Source organism: Campylobacter coli (assembly GCF_009730395.1).
Classification (GTDB): Bacteria; Campylobacterota; Campylobacteria; order Campylobacterales; family Campylobacteraceae; genus Campylobacter_D; species Campylobacter_D coli.
Window position 1 is genome coordinate 836,912 of the sequence record NZ_CP046317.1, and the last position, 17,735, is coordinate 854,646.

Here is a 17,735-nt window from a genome sequence, read left to right on the forward strand (position 1 = left end):
TTAATTTTTAATTAAAGCATTTTCTTTTAGAATTTTTCTAAAAAACTTTCAAAAAGTGGGAAAATGTTAGAACTTACAAGCGATTTTAAACCAAGTCCTGATCAAGAACAAGCAATACAAGGTATTGTCAAAAGCATAAAAAAAGGTAATAAATATCAAACCCTACTCGGCGTAACAGGAAGCGGAAAGACTTTTACCATGGCAAATGTCATAAAAGAACTCAATATGCCAACCCTTATCATGAGTCATAACAAAAGCCTTTGCGCCCAGCTTTATAGCGAATTTAAAGGTTTTTTTTCTAAGAACCATGTGGAATATTTTATTTCTTATTATGATTATTATCAGCCTGAAGCTTATATACCGCGCACCGATGTTTTTATAGAAAAAGATAGCTCCACAAATGAGGATCTAGAACGCTTAAGACTTAGCGCAACTGCTTCGCTTTTAAGCTATGAGGATGTGGTTTGTATCGCTAGTGTCTCGGCTAATTATGGACTTGGAAATCCAAATGAATACATAGGAATGGTTTTAATCTTTGAACTAGACATGCAAATTTCACAAAAAGAACTTTTAAAGAAACTTGTAGACATGGGTTATAAAAGAAATGATAATTTCTTTGATCGTGCTGATTTTCGCGTACAAGGTGATATTATAGATATTTATCCTGCTTATTACGAAGATGAAGTAGTAAGACTTGAATTTTTTGGTGATGAACTGGATGCAATGTATCATTATAATGTTTTAGAAAATAAAAAAGGCAAAGATTTAAAACGCTTCATACTTTATCCTACAAGCCAGTTTAGTGTAGGTGAAACAAGACTAAAACAAGCGATAAAAGACATAAAAGCAGAACTTAACGAACGCCTTGCTTATTTTGAACATGAAAATAAACTCGTAGAATATCAACGCCTTAAACAAAGGGTTGAATTTGATCTTGAAATGCTTACAAGCACAGGAATGTGTAAAGGCGTTGAAAATTATGCAAGACATTTAACAGGGCTTAAAGAAGGTGATACTCCTTATACGCTTTTTGATTATTTTGCGATTAAAAATAGGAAATTTCTTGTTATAGTCGATGAAAGCCATGTTTCTTTACCACAATTTAGAGGTATGTTTGCAGGAGATAGAAGTAGAAAGCAAACTTTAGTAGATTATGGTTTTCGTCTTCCATCAGCTCTTGATAATCGTCCTTTAATGTTTGATGAATTTATCCATAAAGATTGTCAGTTTCTTTTTATTTCAGCCACCCCTGCCCCGCTTGAGCTTGAACTTAGCAAGGAAAATATCTTTCATCAAATTATGCGTCCAACAGGATTACTTGATCCTTTGATAGAACTTAAAGATAGCGATAATCAAGTTGAAATTTTATTTGATGAAGCCAAAAAAGTTATACAAAGAAACGAACGCGTTTTAGTTACTGTGTTGACTAAAAAACTAGCTGAAGAGCTTACAAGGTATTATTTAGAACTTGGTATTAAAGTAAAATACATGCATTCAGATATTGATGCAATAGAACGCAATGAAATCATAAGAGGCTTAAGAAGCGGTGCTTTTGATATGTTAATAGGTATAAATTTACTTAGAGAAGGACTTGATTTGCCTGAGGTTTCGCTTATTGCCATTATGGACGCAGATAAGGAGGGTTTTTTAAGAAGCACTACAAGTTTAATCCAAACCATGGGAAGAGCTGCTAGAAATGTCAATGGTAAAGTTTTACTCTTTTGCAAAAAGATTACAAAATCCATGCAAGAAGCTATGGATACTACAAATGAGCGTCGCAAACTTCAAGAAGCTTACAATCAAAAACATAACATCACCCCAACTTCAGTCAAGCGACACATCGAAGAAAGTTTAAAAAATGAAGAAAACTTAGGAGAAATTTATCGCAAAGGTAAAAAATTTGAAAAAATGCCTGCTAATGAAAGAGCTAAAATCGTAAAAGAGCTTCGTAAACAAATGCTTGAAGCTGCTAAAGCGCTCGAATTTGAAAAAGCAGCGACTTTAAGAGATGAGATCAATAAATTAAAAGATTTATAGTATTTTTATTTTGCAGGAAAAATCCTGCAAAATATTAAAGATATCCTGCTGCTAAAGCTAAGAAATATCCCGCAACACAAGAACTAATCACACCTATAAGACCTGGTAAAATAAAACTATGATTGATAACAAATTTACCTATATGAGTCGTACCCGATCTATCAAATTGTATAGTCGCTAAGTCACTTGGATAAGTTGGTAAAATATAATACCCATAGCAAGCTGCCGCAAAAGCCACAATCACACCTGGTTCAACACCTATTCCTAAGGCCAAAGGAACAAAAGCTGCAATAGCTGCTGCTTGAGAGTTTACAAATTTTGAAATAAGTAAAAGCATGATTGCATAAGTCCAAGGATAATCTACAACTACATCTCCAAGAGCTTTTTTCATCATAGGAGTATGAACAGCAAACATAGTATCAGCCATCCAAGAAATTCCAAAAACTGCAACAAGAGCTATCATACCGGATTTAAAAATCTCATTTGAGCCGATTTTTTTTACATCTGTTTTAGTAAAGATAATAATCAAAGAACCTGCTAAAAGCATGAACATTTGAATCACTGAAACCATAGATAAAATATCCATTTTAGGATTGCCTAAAGCATCTACTTGAGGAATACCATTTTTTACAACTTGTCCCCAATTTGGGCGTAAAGAATCAAATATACCTAATAAAGCCACTAAAGCAATAGCTCCTAAGAAAATCCACATTGCAATCCAATTGCTTTTTGGAAGTTGAACACCTAAAAGTGTTTTAGAATCACCATAAACATATTTTTTAAATTCAGGATCTTTAAGTTTTTCTTGAAAAACCTCATCTTTATCCAAATCTTTTCCTCTAAACCAAGAAAAAATTCCCACACATAAAACACCAAAAAGCGTACTAGGTATAGTAATTTGAAGAAGATTGATATAGCCATCAAAACCTGCTAATTTATGTTCTGCATTTAAAAGCAAAGCTGTTAAACTCACAACTGCAACAGAAACAGGACTTGCAATAATACCCATTTGTGAAGATATAGAAGCTGCTGCCATAGGGCGTTCTGGACGAATTCCATTTTTAATCGCTATGTCATAAATAATAGGCATAATAGTATAAACCACATGTCCTGTCCCACAAAGTATGGTTAAAAAGCAAGTTACAAAGGGAGCTAAAATGGTTAAGAATTTAGGATTGCGTCTTAAAATTCTTTCAGCTATTTGAAGCATTACATCAAGACCGCCACTTGCTTGTAAAGTCGCACTTGCAACAACCACAGCTAAGATAGTAAGCATTACATCTATAGCGGGCTTTCCAGGTTTTATATGAAAAGCAAAAACAAGCATTAAAATACCTATACCACCGAGTAAGCCAAGAGCTATACCACCTTTTTTTGCACCGTAAAAAAGACAAATTAAAACAATGATGATTTGTATCAAAAACTGAATACTCTCATCTAGACTCGTTAAAAAGTCCATTTTAACTCCTTTTATGGAATAAATTTAAAAATTATTGTGATTATAACACAATTTTAAATAAAAAAACATATAGTTAAAATAATATACCAATAAATATTAAAATATACATTAAAATAACATTCATACAAATTCAGTGTATTTTTATATTTTTGATTTGCAAGATTAAAGAAATGATAAATTTAAGCATTATCCTTCAAGTTCGTATAATTTTTTTCTATCCGTTGAACTTGGTATATTTAAGTGTTTGCGATATTTAGTAATAGTGCGTCGTCCTATATCGACTTTAAATTCTTTTTTAATCAACTCTAGGATTTTACTATCACTTAAAGGTTTTGAGCGATTTTCATTTTTAACCAAATTTGCAACAAAATCCTTAACGCCCACATTTGAAGTCTCGCCCTCTTCATCAAGTGCAAAAGCAAAAAAATCACGCAAAGGGATAAGCCCTCTATCACAACTTAGGTATTTATTTGCCACTGCTCTTGAAATAGTTGAAGCATTGCGCTCTAAATCAAGAGCTAAGTCTTTAAAAGTCATAGGTTTAATATCCTTACCCATGAAAAAATCGTATTGGTATTCTACTATCATGAGTCCTATTTTATAAAGCGTTGCTTTTCTCATCATTAAAGCATCAACTAAATTTTTTGCTTCTTTGATGTAGTGATTTAAGTATTCGTGAGTTAAACCATCAGTTTCAATGGAAATTTCAGGATAATAATCATCATTGATTTTTACCTTGATTTCATCATTTTCCCTATAAACAAAGATATCGGGTATAATAACGCGAGAATCTTCAAAATACTCCAAAAAAGGCGGTATGCTAAAACGCTTAAAAATCGCTAATGCTTCCTTATATAAAGGCTCTTTAGTGTAATTTTGTATATTTTCAAAATCCTGAATAAGCATTTTACAAAAATCATAAAGCTCTGCATCAAGTTCTATATTTTCTAGCGCAAATAAAAAAGCTTCTTTATAATCTTTTGCTCCCACTCCCACAGGATCAAGAAATTTAAATCTTGCTCTTATGCGCTCTAATTCATTTATATCATAATCTTTTAAAATTTCTTCATCGTATTCAAAATATCCCTCATGATTTAAACATTCTACGATTTTGCCTGCAAGTTCTTGAGATTTACTTGTAGGAAAAAGAGGGGGTATAATCTGTTCATTAAGAAGTTCATATACGCTTTTTGTAGCAAGACCTTTATTATCCACAAATGCCGAATTTGCGTTGCGTTTATAAAAAGAATCAAAATAATTTTTATTATGCTCGTGTGTTTGAATGGGTTCTTGAACGCTTAAAAAAGGGTTTTCTTCTGCGAATTTGTCTAAATTTTCTTTTAAATCTTCTATATTTGCTTGTAATATAGGCAACCACGAACGCAGAGTTTGAGAAATCTTAGTTTTAGGAGCCTGGGTAGTCTTTTGCCTTAACATCAATCAAGGAGTTTAAACTCCGCTCCTAAATAATATTTTTTAACATCTTTATTATTTGCTATTTCTTCAGCATTTCCGCTTGCAAGTAAAGAGCCTGATCTTATTACATAAGCTCTATCGCAAATTGCTAAAGTTTCGCGAACATTATGATCAGTAATTAAAATTCCAATATCAAGCTTTTTAAGCTCATTGATAAGACTTTGAATTTCAGCCACTGCAATAGGATCCACCCCCGCAAAAGGCTCATCAAGAAGCAAAAATTTAGGCTCACACATCAAAGATCTTGCAATTTCACATCGTCTTCTTTCTCCACCGCTTAAGCTTAAGCCTTTTCTTAAGCGAATAGGTTCTATGCTTAAAAGCTCGAGCATTTGCTCCACTTTTTCATGTAAAATTTTCTTATCCTTGTAAAAAATTTGAGCAGCTAAAAGCAAATTATCTTCAACGCTTAAATCCTTAAAAATACTGCTTTCTTGAGGTAAGTAACCTATGCCTAGCCTTGCTCGTTTATTTAAAGGCTCTTTAGTAATATCCAAACCATCTAAGAGCACCTTTCCACTACTTGGAGATATTAGTCCACATATCATATAAAATGTAGTTGTTTTTCCTGCTCCATTAGGCCCTAAAAGTCCCACAACCTCACCACTATTTAATTCTAAGGATATGCCTTGGATAATCTTTGTTTTTTTAATAATTTTTTCTAAATTTACAATTTCTAGTTTACTCATGAATTACATACTTTCTTTTATCATCTTCTACACTGATTTTTATTTCCAAGCTAGGAATTCCAAGTTTTAGCAAAGCTTTTTTTAAATTCTCATCTCCCCATTCAACCAAATGTAAACCCTCTTCAAAAAAATTCTCAAACAAACCATTTTTTAAAAGTCCTTCTAAACCCTCTTGATATATATCATAATGATAAATACATATATCTTGATTTTCATATTTTTGCATGATAGAAAAGGTGGGAGAATCTACTTTCTCATCTAAATTTAAAAAACTAACCCAAGCTTGCACTAGGCTTGTTTTACCACTAGCTAATTCTCCTTGTAATAAAACAACACCTTGTTTTGGTAAAGTTTGAAGCATGGTATTGAGTTCATTTTTAGCTAGAATAAATTCTTTCATAACTTCACCACATATTCACTTTGTGCATTTTTTGGAATATTTTTAGTAGTAGGCAAAGCTAAAACCTTATATTCTTGCGTATAATCAGTAAAATGCAAACTGATAATATCTCCTACCTTAACCTCTTTGCTCGCCTTTACTATCACTCCATTAATCCCCACTACACCACTTCTACACATATCTTCAGAAATAGCTCTTCTTTTAGTAATATTAACCGCATTTAAAAATTTATCTACTCTCATAATGGAATTTTACCAAAAAAATTAAATTTTTGAAACCCATTTTGCTTTGACTAACTTTTCTTCATCAATTTAAAAACTTTTCTTTAATGAATTTTAGATACAATTTGACAATTAAATCAATATTAACAAAGGATACTCTATGAAAAATGAAGTAAAAAAAGTCGTTTTGGCATATTCTGGCGGACTTGATACAAGTATTATTTTAAAATGGCTTCAAGATGAATACAAATGCGAAGTAGTAACTTTTACAGCAGATATTGGACAGGGCGAAGAGCTCGAACCTGCTAGAAAAAAAGCTCTTTCATTAGGGATTAAAGAAGAAAATGTTTTCATTAAAGATTTAAGAGAAGAATTTGTTAAAGATTATGTATTTCCTATGTTTAGAGCCAATACTATTTATGAGGGTGAATACTTACTTGGAACTAGCATAGCAAGACCTTTGATTGCAAAAACTCAAGCACAAATTGCCCTGCAAACAAGAGCTGATGCGGTAAGTCATGGGGCTACGGGAAAAGGAAATGATCAGGTGCGTTTTGAATTAGGTTATTTAGCCTTTAATCCTGACTTAAAAATCATTGCTCCTTGGCGTGAATGGGATTTAAATAGCCGCGAAAAACTCTTAGCTTATGCGCAAAAACATGGTATTGATATTTCTAAGAAAAAAGGGAAATCTCCTTATTCTATGGATGCAAATTTGCTTCATATTTCTTATGAAGGACTTGTTTTAGAAGATCCTGCACACGCACCTGAAGAGGATATGTGGAGATGGAGTAAAAGTCCAAAAGAAGCACCGAATGAAAGTGAGATTATAGAACTTGATTTTCAAAAGGGAGATTTAGTTGCCATCAATGGAGAGCATTTAAGCCCTGCCGGGCTTTTAAGCAAGCTTAATGAGCTTGGTGCAAAACATGGCATAGGACGCCTTGATATAGTAGAAAATCGCTATGTAGGAATGAAAAGTCGTGGCTGCTATGAAACACCAGGAGGAACTATACTCTTAAAAGCACACCGTGCAATTGAAAGCATCACACTAGATAGAGAAGCTGCGCATTTAAAAGATGAACTTATGCCAAAATATGCAAGTTTGATTTATAATGGTTATTGGTTCTCGCCTGAAAGAATGATGCTTCAAGCTCTAATCGACGAATCTCAAAAACATGCCAATGGTAGAGTAAAACTTGAACTTTACAAAGGTAATGTAATGGTTATAGGCCGAGAAAGTGCTAATGATAGTTTATTTAATGCAGCTTATTGTACCTTTGAAGAAGATGAAGTGTATAATCAAAAAGACGCAGCAGGTTTTATCAAACTGAATGCTTTGCGTTTTATTATTGCAGGAAAAAATGGAAGAAAATTTTAAACAAGGATTAAAAAATGAAAGTATTATTAATCAAAGATGTTAAAGCTCTTGGAAAAGCAGGCGAAATCAAAGAAGTAAAAGATGGTTATGGTCAAAATTTTCTCATTGCTAAAGGCTTTGCTAAGGCAGCAACAAATGAAGTTTTAAGAAAATACGAAAGTGATAAGAAAAAAGAAGCGGAGAATTTACGCTTTGAACTTGCAAATTTAGAAAAACTAAAAGAAGAACTTAGCAAAGTTACACTTGAAATTTCAAAGCCTGTAGGAGCTAATGGAAGCTTGTTTGGTGGGGTAACTAAAGATGAAATCGCTCATGCTTTAAAAGAACAAAGCCATATAGAAATCGATAAAAAAAGCTTAGAATGCGATACCTTAAAAAGCCTTGGAACTCACGAAGTTAGCGTTAAGTTAGGTCATGCTATCCACGCAAAATTTAATATAAACATAAAGGCTGAATAATGTTTCATGCAACAACTATTTTAGCTTACAAAGGCAAAAACAAATCCGTAATCGGTGGAGATGGCCAAGTAAGCTTTGGAAATACGGTGCTAAAAGGCAATGCAGTAAAAATAAGAAAACTCAACAACGGCAAAGTTTTAGCAGGTTTTGCAGGATCAACAGCTGATGCTTTTAATCTTTTTGATATGTTTGAAAATCTACTTCAAAGCTCTAAGGGTGATCTTTTAAAAGCAGCGATTGATTTTTCTAAAGAATGGCGAAAGGATAAATATCTAAGAAAACTCGAAGCTATGATGCTAGTACTTGATAGAAATCATATTTTCTTACTTTCAGGCACAGGCGATGTAGTCGAGCCTGAAGATGGACAAATTGCTGCCATAGGAAGCGGTGGAAATTACGCGCTTTCAGCAGCTAGAGCTTTGGCAAAACATGCAAATTTGGATGAAGAAGAACTAGTCAAATCAAGTCTTCAAATCGCGGGTGAAATTTGCATTTATACCAATACCAATATAAAAACTTATGTAATTGAGGATGAAAAATGAATTTAACTCCTAAAGAAATCGTTAAATTTTTAGATGATTATGTCATAGGACAAAAAAAAGCTAAAAAAATTATAGCAATAGCCCTAAGAAACCGCTACCGAAGAATGCAGCTTAGCCCTGAACTCCAAGATGATATAGTGCCAAAAAATATCCTTATGATAGGATCAACGGGTGTGGGTAAGACTGAAATTGCAAGGCGTTTGGCTAAGATGATGGGCTTTCCTTTTATTAAAATCGAAGCGAGTAAATACACAGAGGTAGGCTTTGTAGGTCGTGATGTAGAAAGCATGGTAAGAGATCTTGCAAATGCAGCTTTAAATTTGGTAAAAAATGAACAAAGAGAAAAAAATAAAGATAAAATCGATGAATTTATAGAAAATAAAATTTTAGAAAAACTTCTTCCCCCTTTACCTAAAGGCATCAGTGATGAAAAACAAGAAGAATATAAAAATAGCCTTGAAAAAATGAGGACAAAACTTAGAAATGGGGATTTAGATGAAAGCGTGATAGAGATAGAAATTTCACAAAGCATGTTTGATACAAATCCTAATTTACCGCCTGAAATGGGAGCAATGCAAGATATAGTTAAAGTTATAGGCGTTGGCAGTAAAAAAGTCAAAAAAGAAATGAAAATTAAAGATGCTAAAAATGCCCTTAAAAATGAAGCAGCAGAGAAGATTTTAGATCAAGAAAGCATCAAAAGTGAAGCTTTAAAAAGAGCGGAAAATGAAGGAATTATTTTTATAGATGAGATTGATAAAATTGCGGTTTCAAGTGGAAATTCAAATCGCCAAGATCCAAGCAAAGAGGGTGTTCAAAGAGATTTACTTCCTATAGTTGAAGGCTCAAGCGTACAAACAAAGATCGGCACTTTAAAAACCGATCATATCCTTTTTATCGCAGCAGGAGCTTTCCATCTTAGCAAACCAAGCGATTTAATCCCTGAACTTCAAGGTCGTTTTCCTTTAAGAGTAGAGCTAGATAGTCTTGATGATAAAGCACTTTATGAAATTCTAACACGCCCTAAAAATTCACTTTTAAAACAATATGAACAGCTTTTAAAAACTGAGAATTTAGAACTTGAATTTGATGATGAAGCGATTAAAGAGATTGCAAAAATTGCTTCTAAAGCCAATGAAGAAATGCAAGATATAGGTGCTAGACGCTTGCATACAGTTATAGAAAAATTGCTTGAAGATTTAAGCTTTGAAGCAGATGAGTATGCGGGTAAAAAATTCGTAGTTGATAAAAAAATGGTGGAAGAAAAACTTGGAGATATTATAGAAAATAAAGATCTTGCAAGGTATATTTTGTGAAAAGTGGCTTTGTTAGCATCATAGGGCGTACCAATGCGGGAAAAAGCACTTTAATTAATTCCTTGCTAGAAGAAAAAATCGCCCTAGTTTCTCACAAACAAAATGCCACAAGGCGTAAAATCAAAGCTATAGTCATGAATGGTGAAGATCAGATCATCTTTATAGATACACCTGGTCTTCATGAAAGCAAAGCAACGCTTAATCAATTTCTTATCCAAAGCGCTATAAAATCTATGGGTGATTGCGATGTTATCTTGTTTGTTGCTAGTATTTTTGATAGTGTAAAAGATTATGAAAATTTCCTAAGCTTAAACCCTAAAGTTCCTCATATCATCGTTCTTAACAAAGTAGATCTAGCTGATAATGGCACACTTTTAAAAAAACTCAATGAATATGCAAAATTTAGCAAGTATTTTAAAGCTATCTTGCCCTATTCTTGCAAGAAAAAAAACTACCAAAAACCACTGCTAAATGAGTTGTGCAAGCTCTTACCTGAACATGAGTATTTTTATGATAGTGAATTTTTAACACCTAGTTCTCAAAAAGATATTTTTAGAGAATTTATACTTGAAAGTATTTATGAAAATTTAAGCGAAGAATTGCCTTATTCTTGTGAAATTATGATAAAAAATACCAAAGAAACATCCAATCTTTTTATCATTGATGCGCAAATTATCACCGATACAAATTCCCATAAAGCCATGCTTATAGGAAAAGATGGAACGACGCTTAAAAGAATAGGAAAAGATGCGAGATTTAAAATTTCAAAACTCATTCAAAACAAAGTACTCTTAAAGCTTTTTGTCATTGTAAAGAAAAATTGGCAAAAAGATGAAATTTTTCTTAAAAAAATTCTAAATTATGAAGAATAAAGCTCATTTTATAAGTTTTGAAAATCTTATCTACAAACAAAAAAATGGCAATTTTGAAGAAGATGACCTTTTTAAAGAGCTAACAAAAGAATGCGATCTTCAAAATCCTTTTGAATATCAATTGGCTTTTTTAAAACAAGATCAAATTTATCATTGTTTTTTAGCACGGGTTGCAAAACTACCCAAAACTCAATTTTGTTTTCCCCAACCCCTCGTCTTTCAAAGCTTATTTTTGGAAAATAAAATCAAAGAAGAGAATTTTTGTATCTTGGAAATAAAACCGCAAAAAGTATTTTTATGTTTTTACGAGCAAGGTAAATTTAAAACTTTTAAAACACTCGATTTTTGTGATAATATAGAAGAATTTATAAACAAAAGCCGTATTTTAGAGCTTTTACAACACTATGAAAGTAAAATACTGCTAAGCACAAAAGCTCATGAAATTTTCAATCTTATAAGTGCAAAAGCAAAACTTCCTTTTAAAATGATTCAAGAAGATAAAATCGCACTTTCAAAACATAGCATTCACCATCTTGATAAAAATGCTAATTTTATCAAACACTATAAAAAATATCTTCCTTGGTATTTTAAATTTATTTTCTTATTTGCTCTAAGTTTTATAATCAGTATTGTAGTTTTATCATTAATTGACTTTGCGCAATACCAAAATGCCAAAACAACACATATACAAAATGAAATTTCACAAAATAAAATCTATGAAATTCAAGAAAAACAAAGCCAAAAACTTAAGGCCAATATAGAACAACTTCAATTAGAAATTCAAACTCAAAATCTTTTATTAGAAAAATACTCTGAACAATTATCTAAAATTACGCAAAATTTTAAAGCGGATAAAAATACAATTTTGATTTTAACAAAGGCTATTGCATGGCTAAATCATCATTCTTTAAGAATTTCTAATCTCATGATAGATAAAACCCTTATCACTATAAAATTTAGCAACGAAGAGGATTTTAATAAAGCACTTCAATTTACAAGTCCCCAATTTAGTCTTATCTCACAAGATAAATCCTTGCACGAAATCACTTTAAGAGCATTATAATGAATCAAATTGAGCAATTTTTAGAAAATCTAAGTTCTAGGGAGAAAATTTTAATATATCTTACAACCATACTCCTAGCAATATTACTCTCTTTTCATTTTTACCATTCTTACTTAAAAAGCTTTTTTAATCATGAATTTTTCATTCAAAGTAATGATATGGATAAAATAATCACGACAAATCAAGATTTAAACCAACAAATAAAACAACTTGAAAAAGAGCTTGTTTTTATCCAAGATAAAATAAAAAGTTATGAAAACTATCTTAATGTTTTTAATAAAAACCATGAAACATACATTAAAAATTTGCAAAATCTAGCTCTTGAAAATAATCTTTGGATCTCTAATATAGAGTGGTTGCAATCAGAAGAAAATTCTTATCGTAAAATTTCACTCAATATTTTTGGTGATTTTAGTCCAATACTTTCCTTTATGAAACAATTAGAAAATTCAGACTTGCACTATCAAATCCACAAATTTGAAATTGACAATACAACAAGTTTAAATCTTCATTTAAAACTAACGCTTTCTTTTATTTCCCTAGCAAAACTAAAATAAATACTATAGCTTTTTATCTATAAAGGCTATAATGTTATTTTGATAAAAAGATTTATAAAATAATGCAAATTTAAAAGGAAAAAAATGAATATTCGTAAAATAAGAGTTGAAAAAATCAGACAATTTATGATAAAAGAAAAACTTGACGCTTATTTGATCCTAAGTGCTGATCCGCATTTAAATGAGTATTTGCCTAGCTTTTATCAAAGCAGAGCTTTTGTAAGTGGCTTTAAGGGCTCTGCTGGAAGCTTAATCATCACTTCTCAAGATGCTTTTTTATGGACAGATGGAAGGTATTGGATTCAAGCACAAAAGGAATTAGAAGGTAGTGGCATACTTTTACAAAAACAAGATGCAAATAATACCTTTTTAAAATGGCTAAAAGAAAATTTAAATGAGGAGCAAAATTTAGGTATAGATTTTTCAGTTTTATCCTTATCTTTACAAAAAGAAATACAAAAAAACTGCAAAGCCGAGCTAAAAAATATCGATTTAATCAGCCTCATTTGGGAAGATCGTCCTGCGTTACCTAAAAATAAGGTTTATGAACATAAATTAGAATATTGCTCCTATTCTAGAAAAGAAAAACTATTATTAGTGCGTGAAAAAATGAACAAACTACAAGCAAAAAATCATCTTATTTCCAGTCTTGATGATATAGCATGGATTACTAATTTAAGAGGAAATGATGTATGCTATAATCCTATATTTTTAAGTCATTTACTAATCTTGGAAGGAAAGGCTTTGCTTTTTATAGATAGGGAAAAAATTGACTTTGAACTTGAAAAAAAATTAAATTTAGATGGAATTTGTCTTAAGGAATATAATAAAATTCAAGATGAGCTTAAAAAACTCCAAAATACAAATTTACTCATTGAGCCTTCAAAAACAACTGCTTTACTCATTGAAATTTTAGATAAAAGCGTTGAAATTTTAGAAGAGATCAATCCTAGCACCCATTTAAAAGCTATCAAGACAGATAAGGAAATCGCACATATACAAAATGCCATGATAGAAGATGGAGTGGCTTTATGTAAATTTTTTACTTGGCTTGAAGAAAATATCAAAAATAATACACAAATCAGCGAGCTTGATATCGATACTAAAATCACTGAATTTAGATCTCAAAGTCCTTATTATATTAGCAATAGTTTTTCTACCATAGCAGGATTTAACGCTAATGCAGCTTTACCGCATTATAAAGCCGAAAAAGAAAGCTTTTCTTATATCCAAAAAAATGGATTATTGCTTATAGATTCGGGTGGGCAATATAAAAATGGCACCACGGATATTACTAGAGTTGTAGCTATAGGTGAGTTAAACGGGGAACAAATTCATGATTATACCCTAGTTTTAAAAGCACACATAGCCATAGCAAGTACTATTTTTCCAAAAGATATTGCCATGCCTTTGCTTGATGCTATCACAAGAGCTCCTTTGTGGCAAGAACAGCTTGATTATACACACGGCACTGGTCATGGGGTGGGTTATTTTTTAAATGTTCACGAAGGTCCGCAAACTCTTTCTTATTTTAGCCCTGTGCTTGAAAAAACAAAGGCTAAAGAAGGTATGTTAACTTCTATAGAACCTGGAATTTATAGAACAGGAAAATGGGGTATTAGGCTTGAAAATTTGGTTGTTAATGCAAAAATAGAAAATCCCAAAAACAAAGATTTTGGTGAATTTTTATATTTTAAACCCTTAACGCTTTGCCCTTTTGAAATCAGTTGTATCGATAAAACCTTATTAGATGCCAAAGAAAAAGCGTGGATTAATACTTATCATAAAGAAGTTTATGAAAAACTCTCTCCTAAGCTTCATGATAATTTAAAAGCTTTAAAATGGCTCAAAGAAAGAACTAAAGCGGTTTAACAAAAAGAAATCTTAGAAAAATAATATTTTTTCTAGTTCTTTTTTGGGCTATTAGCTTTATTTTCTGGTTTAAAATATCCAAGTTCTATCATTTTTTGATAGATCTTTGCTGTAGCAACACCTGAGCTTATCGTTCTTCCACCATGTTCTACTAAAACAGTAACCACATAACGCGGTTTAGAATAAGGTGCATAAGAAGTTACCCAAGCGTGCGATCTTGTATAATATCTAAGTTGCTTTTCATCAACCCTATTTTTATCAGCTTGAGAAAAACCCACCACCTGTGCAGTTCCTGTTTTAGCAGCAACTTTTACTTCTAAATTGCGCAAATAATGATAAGAAGTACCTCCTTGCTCATTAGCAACCGCATACATCGCATCTCTTATATAGGGGAGTTGACTTTTTTCAAAAAGGGTGAAAATTTCATTACTATCTTGCGCTTTATCTTCTGTGATAGTATTGTTATTTTCTACACTTTTTAGAAAGTGAGGTACAACTTCAGCACCTTTTGCAATTTGAGCTGTATATCTAGCAATCTGCATAGGTGTAGCCAAGAAATTTCCTTGCCCTATGGAAGTATTTAAGGTATCACCTTGAAACCAAGCTTGCTTATATCTTTGCATTTTCCATTCTCTACTTGGCAAAATTCCCACAAATTCATTAGGTAAATCCACACCGGTTTTAGCTCCAAAGCCTATGCGTGATAAAGTACGACTTATTTGATCTATACCCACTTGCAAACTTCCATCGTAAAAATAAACATCACAACTTGCTTTTATCGCATGTTTTAAATCTACAGCTCCATGCCCTACTCTATTCCAACAACGAAAAAATCTCCCGCCAAGCTCTATACTACCATTACAAAAAAATTGGGTTGAGGGATTGATACTTTTTGAATTTAAAAAAGACAAACCAACACCCATTTTAACAACAGAACCTGGAGGATAATATCCATTGATAAGTTTATTTGTAAAAGGATGATCAAGATTATTAGAAAGCTCGTCCCATTCTTTATAAGAAATTCCGGTTACAAAAGGATTTAAATCGTATTCAGGAAAGCTTCCTGCTGCCAAAATAGAACCATCGCTAATATCCATAATAATAGCAGCACCCGCATTACCCTCAAAAAGTTGCGTTAAAAAGCTTTGAAGTTCTATATCTATGGTAAGTTCTATATCATTAGAAAGTGCCGAAGTATAGGAGAGTTGCTCCACTTCTTGATTTAAGGCATTAACCTTATAAATCTTAGTTCCTTTTTCTCCTTGCAAAACATCATTATAATAACGCTCTATCCCACTCTTTCCTGTAAAATTGGTAAGCTTTGAAATTTCATTTTCTTTAATATCTTGCAAATCTGCCTTGCCTACATAGCCTATGATATGCGAAGCTAGTTTTCCAAAAGGATATTTTCTTTGCACTGCAGGATCTATGCGTATGTTTTGATTTAAATTGAGTTCTGAATAATGCTTCATCATTTCTTGCGAAGGTATAAAGTCTATGATTTTAATAAAATCTTGATTATAATAAGAGTCATTCCTCTTATAAAATTCAGCAAGCTTAGTAGTGTTTAAATCAGGAAAAAATCCTTGAAGTTGATTTAATTCTTTTTCTAATACACCTCTATTTGCCCTTTTTAGAGTTAAATAAGGCTTAATAGAAATACTAAAACCCAAATCATTAATCGCCAAAGGAGTGCCATTGCGATCTAAAATTTGTCCGCGAGTTGGGACTATAAATTCAGTTTTTATAGCATTTTGTTTGGCAAGTTCTTCATAATACACATTTGATTTTATACTTAAATAATACACACGGCTTAATAAAAATATAAAAAACAATAATATAAAGCCAACAACCAAACGCATTCTCATTAGAACTTACTCCTATATAACATATAAGCAAACAAACACTCAAACATAATCGATATCATATAGCCAAAATTTGGCATTTTAAACTCTTGATCTCCTACATACGAAAAAATAGCATCTAAAATAAAAATAAAAGCATAAACACAAAGGACAAGTATAATAGGAATAATTTTTCCTATTTTTAAATTTGTTTTAATCCAATCTGCGCAAGTATAATAAAAAATAACAAAGGCAAGCCAAGAAGAAAAGAGAAAAAAATCATAAGTTATATCTGTAAAAAATAAAAAAAATAAAGAAAAATACCACCTAAAATCAAGTTTGTTAAAGGTTTTTTGCCTTTCTTCTAAAAGAAAATACATATAACAAAAAAATACACCGTAAAGCAAAGGCATATAAAGAAAAACAGAGCCTAAAATTTGATATAAGATACACAAAAAACCTAAAAAAACATAACTTCCATTCAGTTTTACCTTATAAGCACTGATAGTTTTTCTCATTTTATAAACCTAAAGTTTGCTTAATAACTTCATGTTCTAAATCATCAAGACCCATTTTGTTTAAATTGGATATTAAAATAGCGTCTTTGAAACTATTTTTAAGTTTAGCTTTTTCACTTTGATTGAGTTTATCGCATTTTGTAAACACTTTTAATACTCTTTGATCAGGTTTTAAAAAACTTTTTAAATACTTGTCCAAATTTAAATCAATATCCAAATTTGTATGTCTTGAATCAATCAAATGCACAAAAAGTTTAATCGAACTTCTTAATTTTAAAAACTCATCTAAATTTTTATTCCATATTTCTTTTAGATTTTTTGAAACTTTCGCATAACCAAAACCGGGTAAATCAATAAAATGGATACTAAATTTATCCTCATCCTTCTTACATAAAACTTCAAAAATATTAATCAATTGCGTTTTTCCAGGTGTAGCAGAACTCTTAGCAAGCTTTTTTTGCTTACATAAAGAATTAATTAAAGAACTTTTCCCCACATTTGATCTTCCTAAAAATGCCACTTCACTAAAATGGGATGCAAAATTTTTATCAAATTTGTCTAAAGAGGTGATAAATTTAGCACTTATTATCATTTTTGCTCTAAATCAAATATAAATCGAGCAGGCTTTTTATCCTTGCTTTCAACACGATAAACATTATTTCTCTTATCTACTATTATCCTATCACCATAAAGCTTTTGATTACTTTCAAGTTCATTAATAAAAGCATTTCCATCAATTTCATAAATATCTTTAGCCACATTATAAATAAATTTATCTCCACTCCCCTTATAAGTTTTTCCCTTTAAAACAATTTTAAAATTAGCATTTTGCACAGCTTCGTAACGCATAGGTTTGCGATTTTTATCTGTATATATAATCACTTTTTCAGCAGTTAAAATATCATCACCTCTTATGATTTCAACATTGCCACTGAGTATGCTTTCACCCTTATTTTCATCCGAATAAAAATTTAAGGCCTTAACCTCTATCTGGCTAGCTAAAGATATACTGATACTCATCAAAAATAAA

At 31.5% G+C, this 17,735-nt stretch carries 18 protein-coding genes; 9 read left to right on the forward strand and 9 right to left on the reverse strand.

Annotation, left to right across the window (positions count from 1 at the left end):
* Window positions 1-63: 63 nt before the first annotated feature.
* Window positions 64-2,037 (forward strand): excinuclease ABC subunit UvrB, encoded by a 1,974-nt coding sequence (gene uvrB / locus FOC43_RS04210; protein WP_002776424.1) that lies wholly within the window; start codon window positions 64-66, stop codon window positions 2,035-2,037.
* 34 nt (window positions 2,038-2,071) lie between these two features.
* On the opposite strand, the gene FOC43_RS04215 is transcribed toward uvrB, so the two are convergent.
* The 5 genes from FOC43_RS04215 to FOC43_RS04235 all read right to left on the reverse strand — a co-directional run bounded on the left by FOC43_RS04215 (window position 2,072) and on the right by FOC43_RS04235 (window position 6,303).
* Window positions 2,072-3,496 carry an anaerobic C4-dicarboxylate transporter gene (locus FOC43_RS04215; protein ID WP_002776421.1) on the reverse strand — a complete coding sequence of 475 codons (1,425 nt, stop codon included), beginning with the start codon at window positions 3,494-3,496 and terminating at the stop codon, window positions 2,072-2,074.
* 186 nt (window positions 3,497-3,682) lie between these two features.
* Entirely contained in the window at window positions 3,683-4,933 is a 1,251-nt protein-coding gene (locus FOC43_RS04220) for an RNA polymerase factor sigma-54 (RefSeq protein WP_002776420.1), read from the reverse strand.
* Entirely contained in the window at window positions 4,933-5,661 is a 729-nt protein-coding gene (gene lptB / locus FOC43_RS04225) for an LPS export ABC transporter ATP-binding protein (protein ID WP_002776419.1), read from the reverse strand. Before lptB ends, FOC43_RS04220 begins: the two co-directional genes overlap by 1 nt.
* The gene (gene tsaE, locus FOC43_RS04230; protein WP_002776418.1) at window positions 5,654-6,061 is read right to left on the reverse strand and encodes a tRNA (adenosine(37)-N6)-threonylcarbamoyltransferase complex ATPase subunit type 1 TsaE; all 408 of its coding nucleotides are present in this window, start codon (window positions 6,059-6,061) and stop codon (window positions 5,654-5,656) included. The genes lptB and tsaE overlap by 8 nt, the downstream gene beginning before the upstream one ends.
* The gene (locus FOC43_RS04235) at window positions 6,058-6,303 is read right to left on the reverse strand and encodes an RNA-binding S4 domain-containing protein (RefSeq protein ID WP_002776417.1); all 246 of its coding nucleotides are present in this window, start codon (window positions 6,301-6,303) and stop codon (window positions 6,058-6,060) included. The genes tsaE and FOC43_RS04235 overlap by 4 nt, the downstream gene beginning before the upstream one ends.
* 139 nt (window positions 6,304-6,442) lie before the next feature.
* Here FOC43_RS04235 and FOC43_RS04240 point away from each other — a divergent pair, with 139 nt between their 5' ends.
* The 8 genes from FOC43_RS04240 (at window position 6,443) to FOC43_RS04275 (ending at window position 14,343) form a co-directional block, all read left to right on the forward strand.
* Complete coding sequence (locus FOC43_RS04240; RefSeq protein ID WP_002776416.1) at window positions 6,443-7,663, forward strand: argininosuccinate synthase; 1,221 nt, start codon at window positions 6,443-6,445, stop codon at window positions 7,661-7,663.
* 14 nt (window positions 7,664-7,677) lie between these two features.
* Complete coding sequence (gene rplI / locus FOC43_RS04245) at window positions 7,678-8,121, forward strand: 50S ribosomal protein L9 (protein ID WP_002787396.1); 444 nt, start codon at window positions 7,678-7,680, stop codon at window positions 8,119-8,121.
* Window positions 8,121-8,663, forward strand: coding sequence for an ATP-dependent protease subunit HslV (gene hslV / locus FOC43_RS04250; RefSeq protein ID WP_002776411.1), 543 nt, complete (start codon window positions 8,121-8,123; stop codon window positions 8,661-8,663). The genes rplI and hslV overlap by 1 nt, the downstream gene beginning before the upstream one ends.
* A complete protein-coding gene (gene hslU, locus FOC43_RS04255) occupies window positions 8,660-9,979 on the forward strand; it encodes an ATP-dependent protease ATPase subunit HslU (protein ID WP_002776406.1) in 1,320 nt (439 codons plus the stop codon). Before hslV ends, hslU begins: the two co-directional genes overlap by 4 nt.
* Entirely contained in the window at window positions 9,976-10,851 is an 876-nt protein-coding gene (gene era / locus FOC43_RS04260; protein ID WP_002776404.1) for a GTPase Era, read from the forward strand. Before hslU ends, era begins: the two co-directional genes overlap by 4 nt.
* Window positions 10,841-11,914, forward strand: coding sequence for a hypothetical protein (locus tag FOC43_RS04265; protein WP_002787393.1), 1,074 nt, complete (start codon window positions 10,841-10,843; stop codon window positions 11,912-11,914). Before era ends, FOC43_RS04265 begins: the two co-directional genes overlap by 11 nt.
* Entirely contained in the window at window positions 11,914-12,471 is a 558-nt protein-coding gene (locus FOC43_RS04270; RefSeq protein WP_002776400.1) for a hypothetical protein, read from the forward strand. The genes FOC43_RS04265 and FOC43_RS04270 overlap by 1 nt, the downstream gene beginning before the upstream one ends.
* Before the next feature lie 84 nt (window positions 12,472-12,555).
* Window positions 12,556-14,343 carry an aminopeptidase P family protein gene (locus FOC43_RS04275; RefSeq protein ID WP_002792214.1) on the forward strand — a complete coding sequence of 596 codons (1,788 nt, stop codon included), beginning with the start codon at window positions 12,556-12,558 and terminating at the stop codon, window positions 14,341-14,343.
* A gap of 32 nt (window positions 14,344-14,375) precedes the next feature.
* On the opposite strand, the gene mrdA is transcribed toward FOC43_RS04275, so the two are convergent.
* From mrdA to lptA, 4 genes are read right to left on the reverse strand one after another with little or no spacing between them, the layout of a single operon-like run.
* On the reverse strand, window positions 14,376-16,211 hold the full coding sequence (gene mrdA / locus FOC43_RS04280; RefSeq protein WP_002796846.1) for a penicillin-binding protein 2: 1,836 nt from the start codon (window positions 16,209-16,211) through the stop codon (window positions 14,376-14,378).
* A complete protein-coding gene (locus FOC43_RS04285; RefSeq protein WP_002784250.1) occupies window positions 16,211-16,705 on the reverse strand; it encodes a hypothetical protein in 495 nt (164 codons plus the stop codon). The genes mrdA and FOC43_RS04285 overlap by 1 nt, the downstream gene beginning before the upstream one ends.
* Window position 16,706: 1 nt before the next feature.
* On the reverse strand, window positions 16,707-17,297 hold the full coding sequence (gene yihA / locus FOC43_RS04290; protein WP_002781644.1) for a ribosome biogenesis GTP-binding protein YihA/YsxC: 591 nt from the start codon (window positions 17,295-17,297) through the stop codon (window positions 16,707-16,709).
* A complete protein-coding gene (gene lptA, locus FOC43_RS04295) occupies window positions 17,294-17,725 on the reverse strand; it encodes a lipopolysaccharide transport periplasmic protein LptA (RefSeq protein ID WP_002776390.1) in 432 nt (143 codons plus the stop codon). The genes yihA and lptA overlap by 4 nt, the downstream gene beginning before the upstream one ends.
* Between the last annotated feature and the right edge of the window lie 10 nt (window positions 17,726-17,735).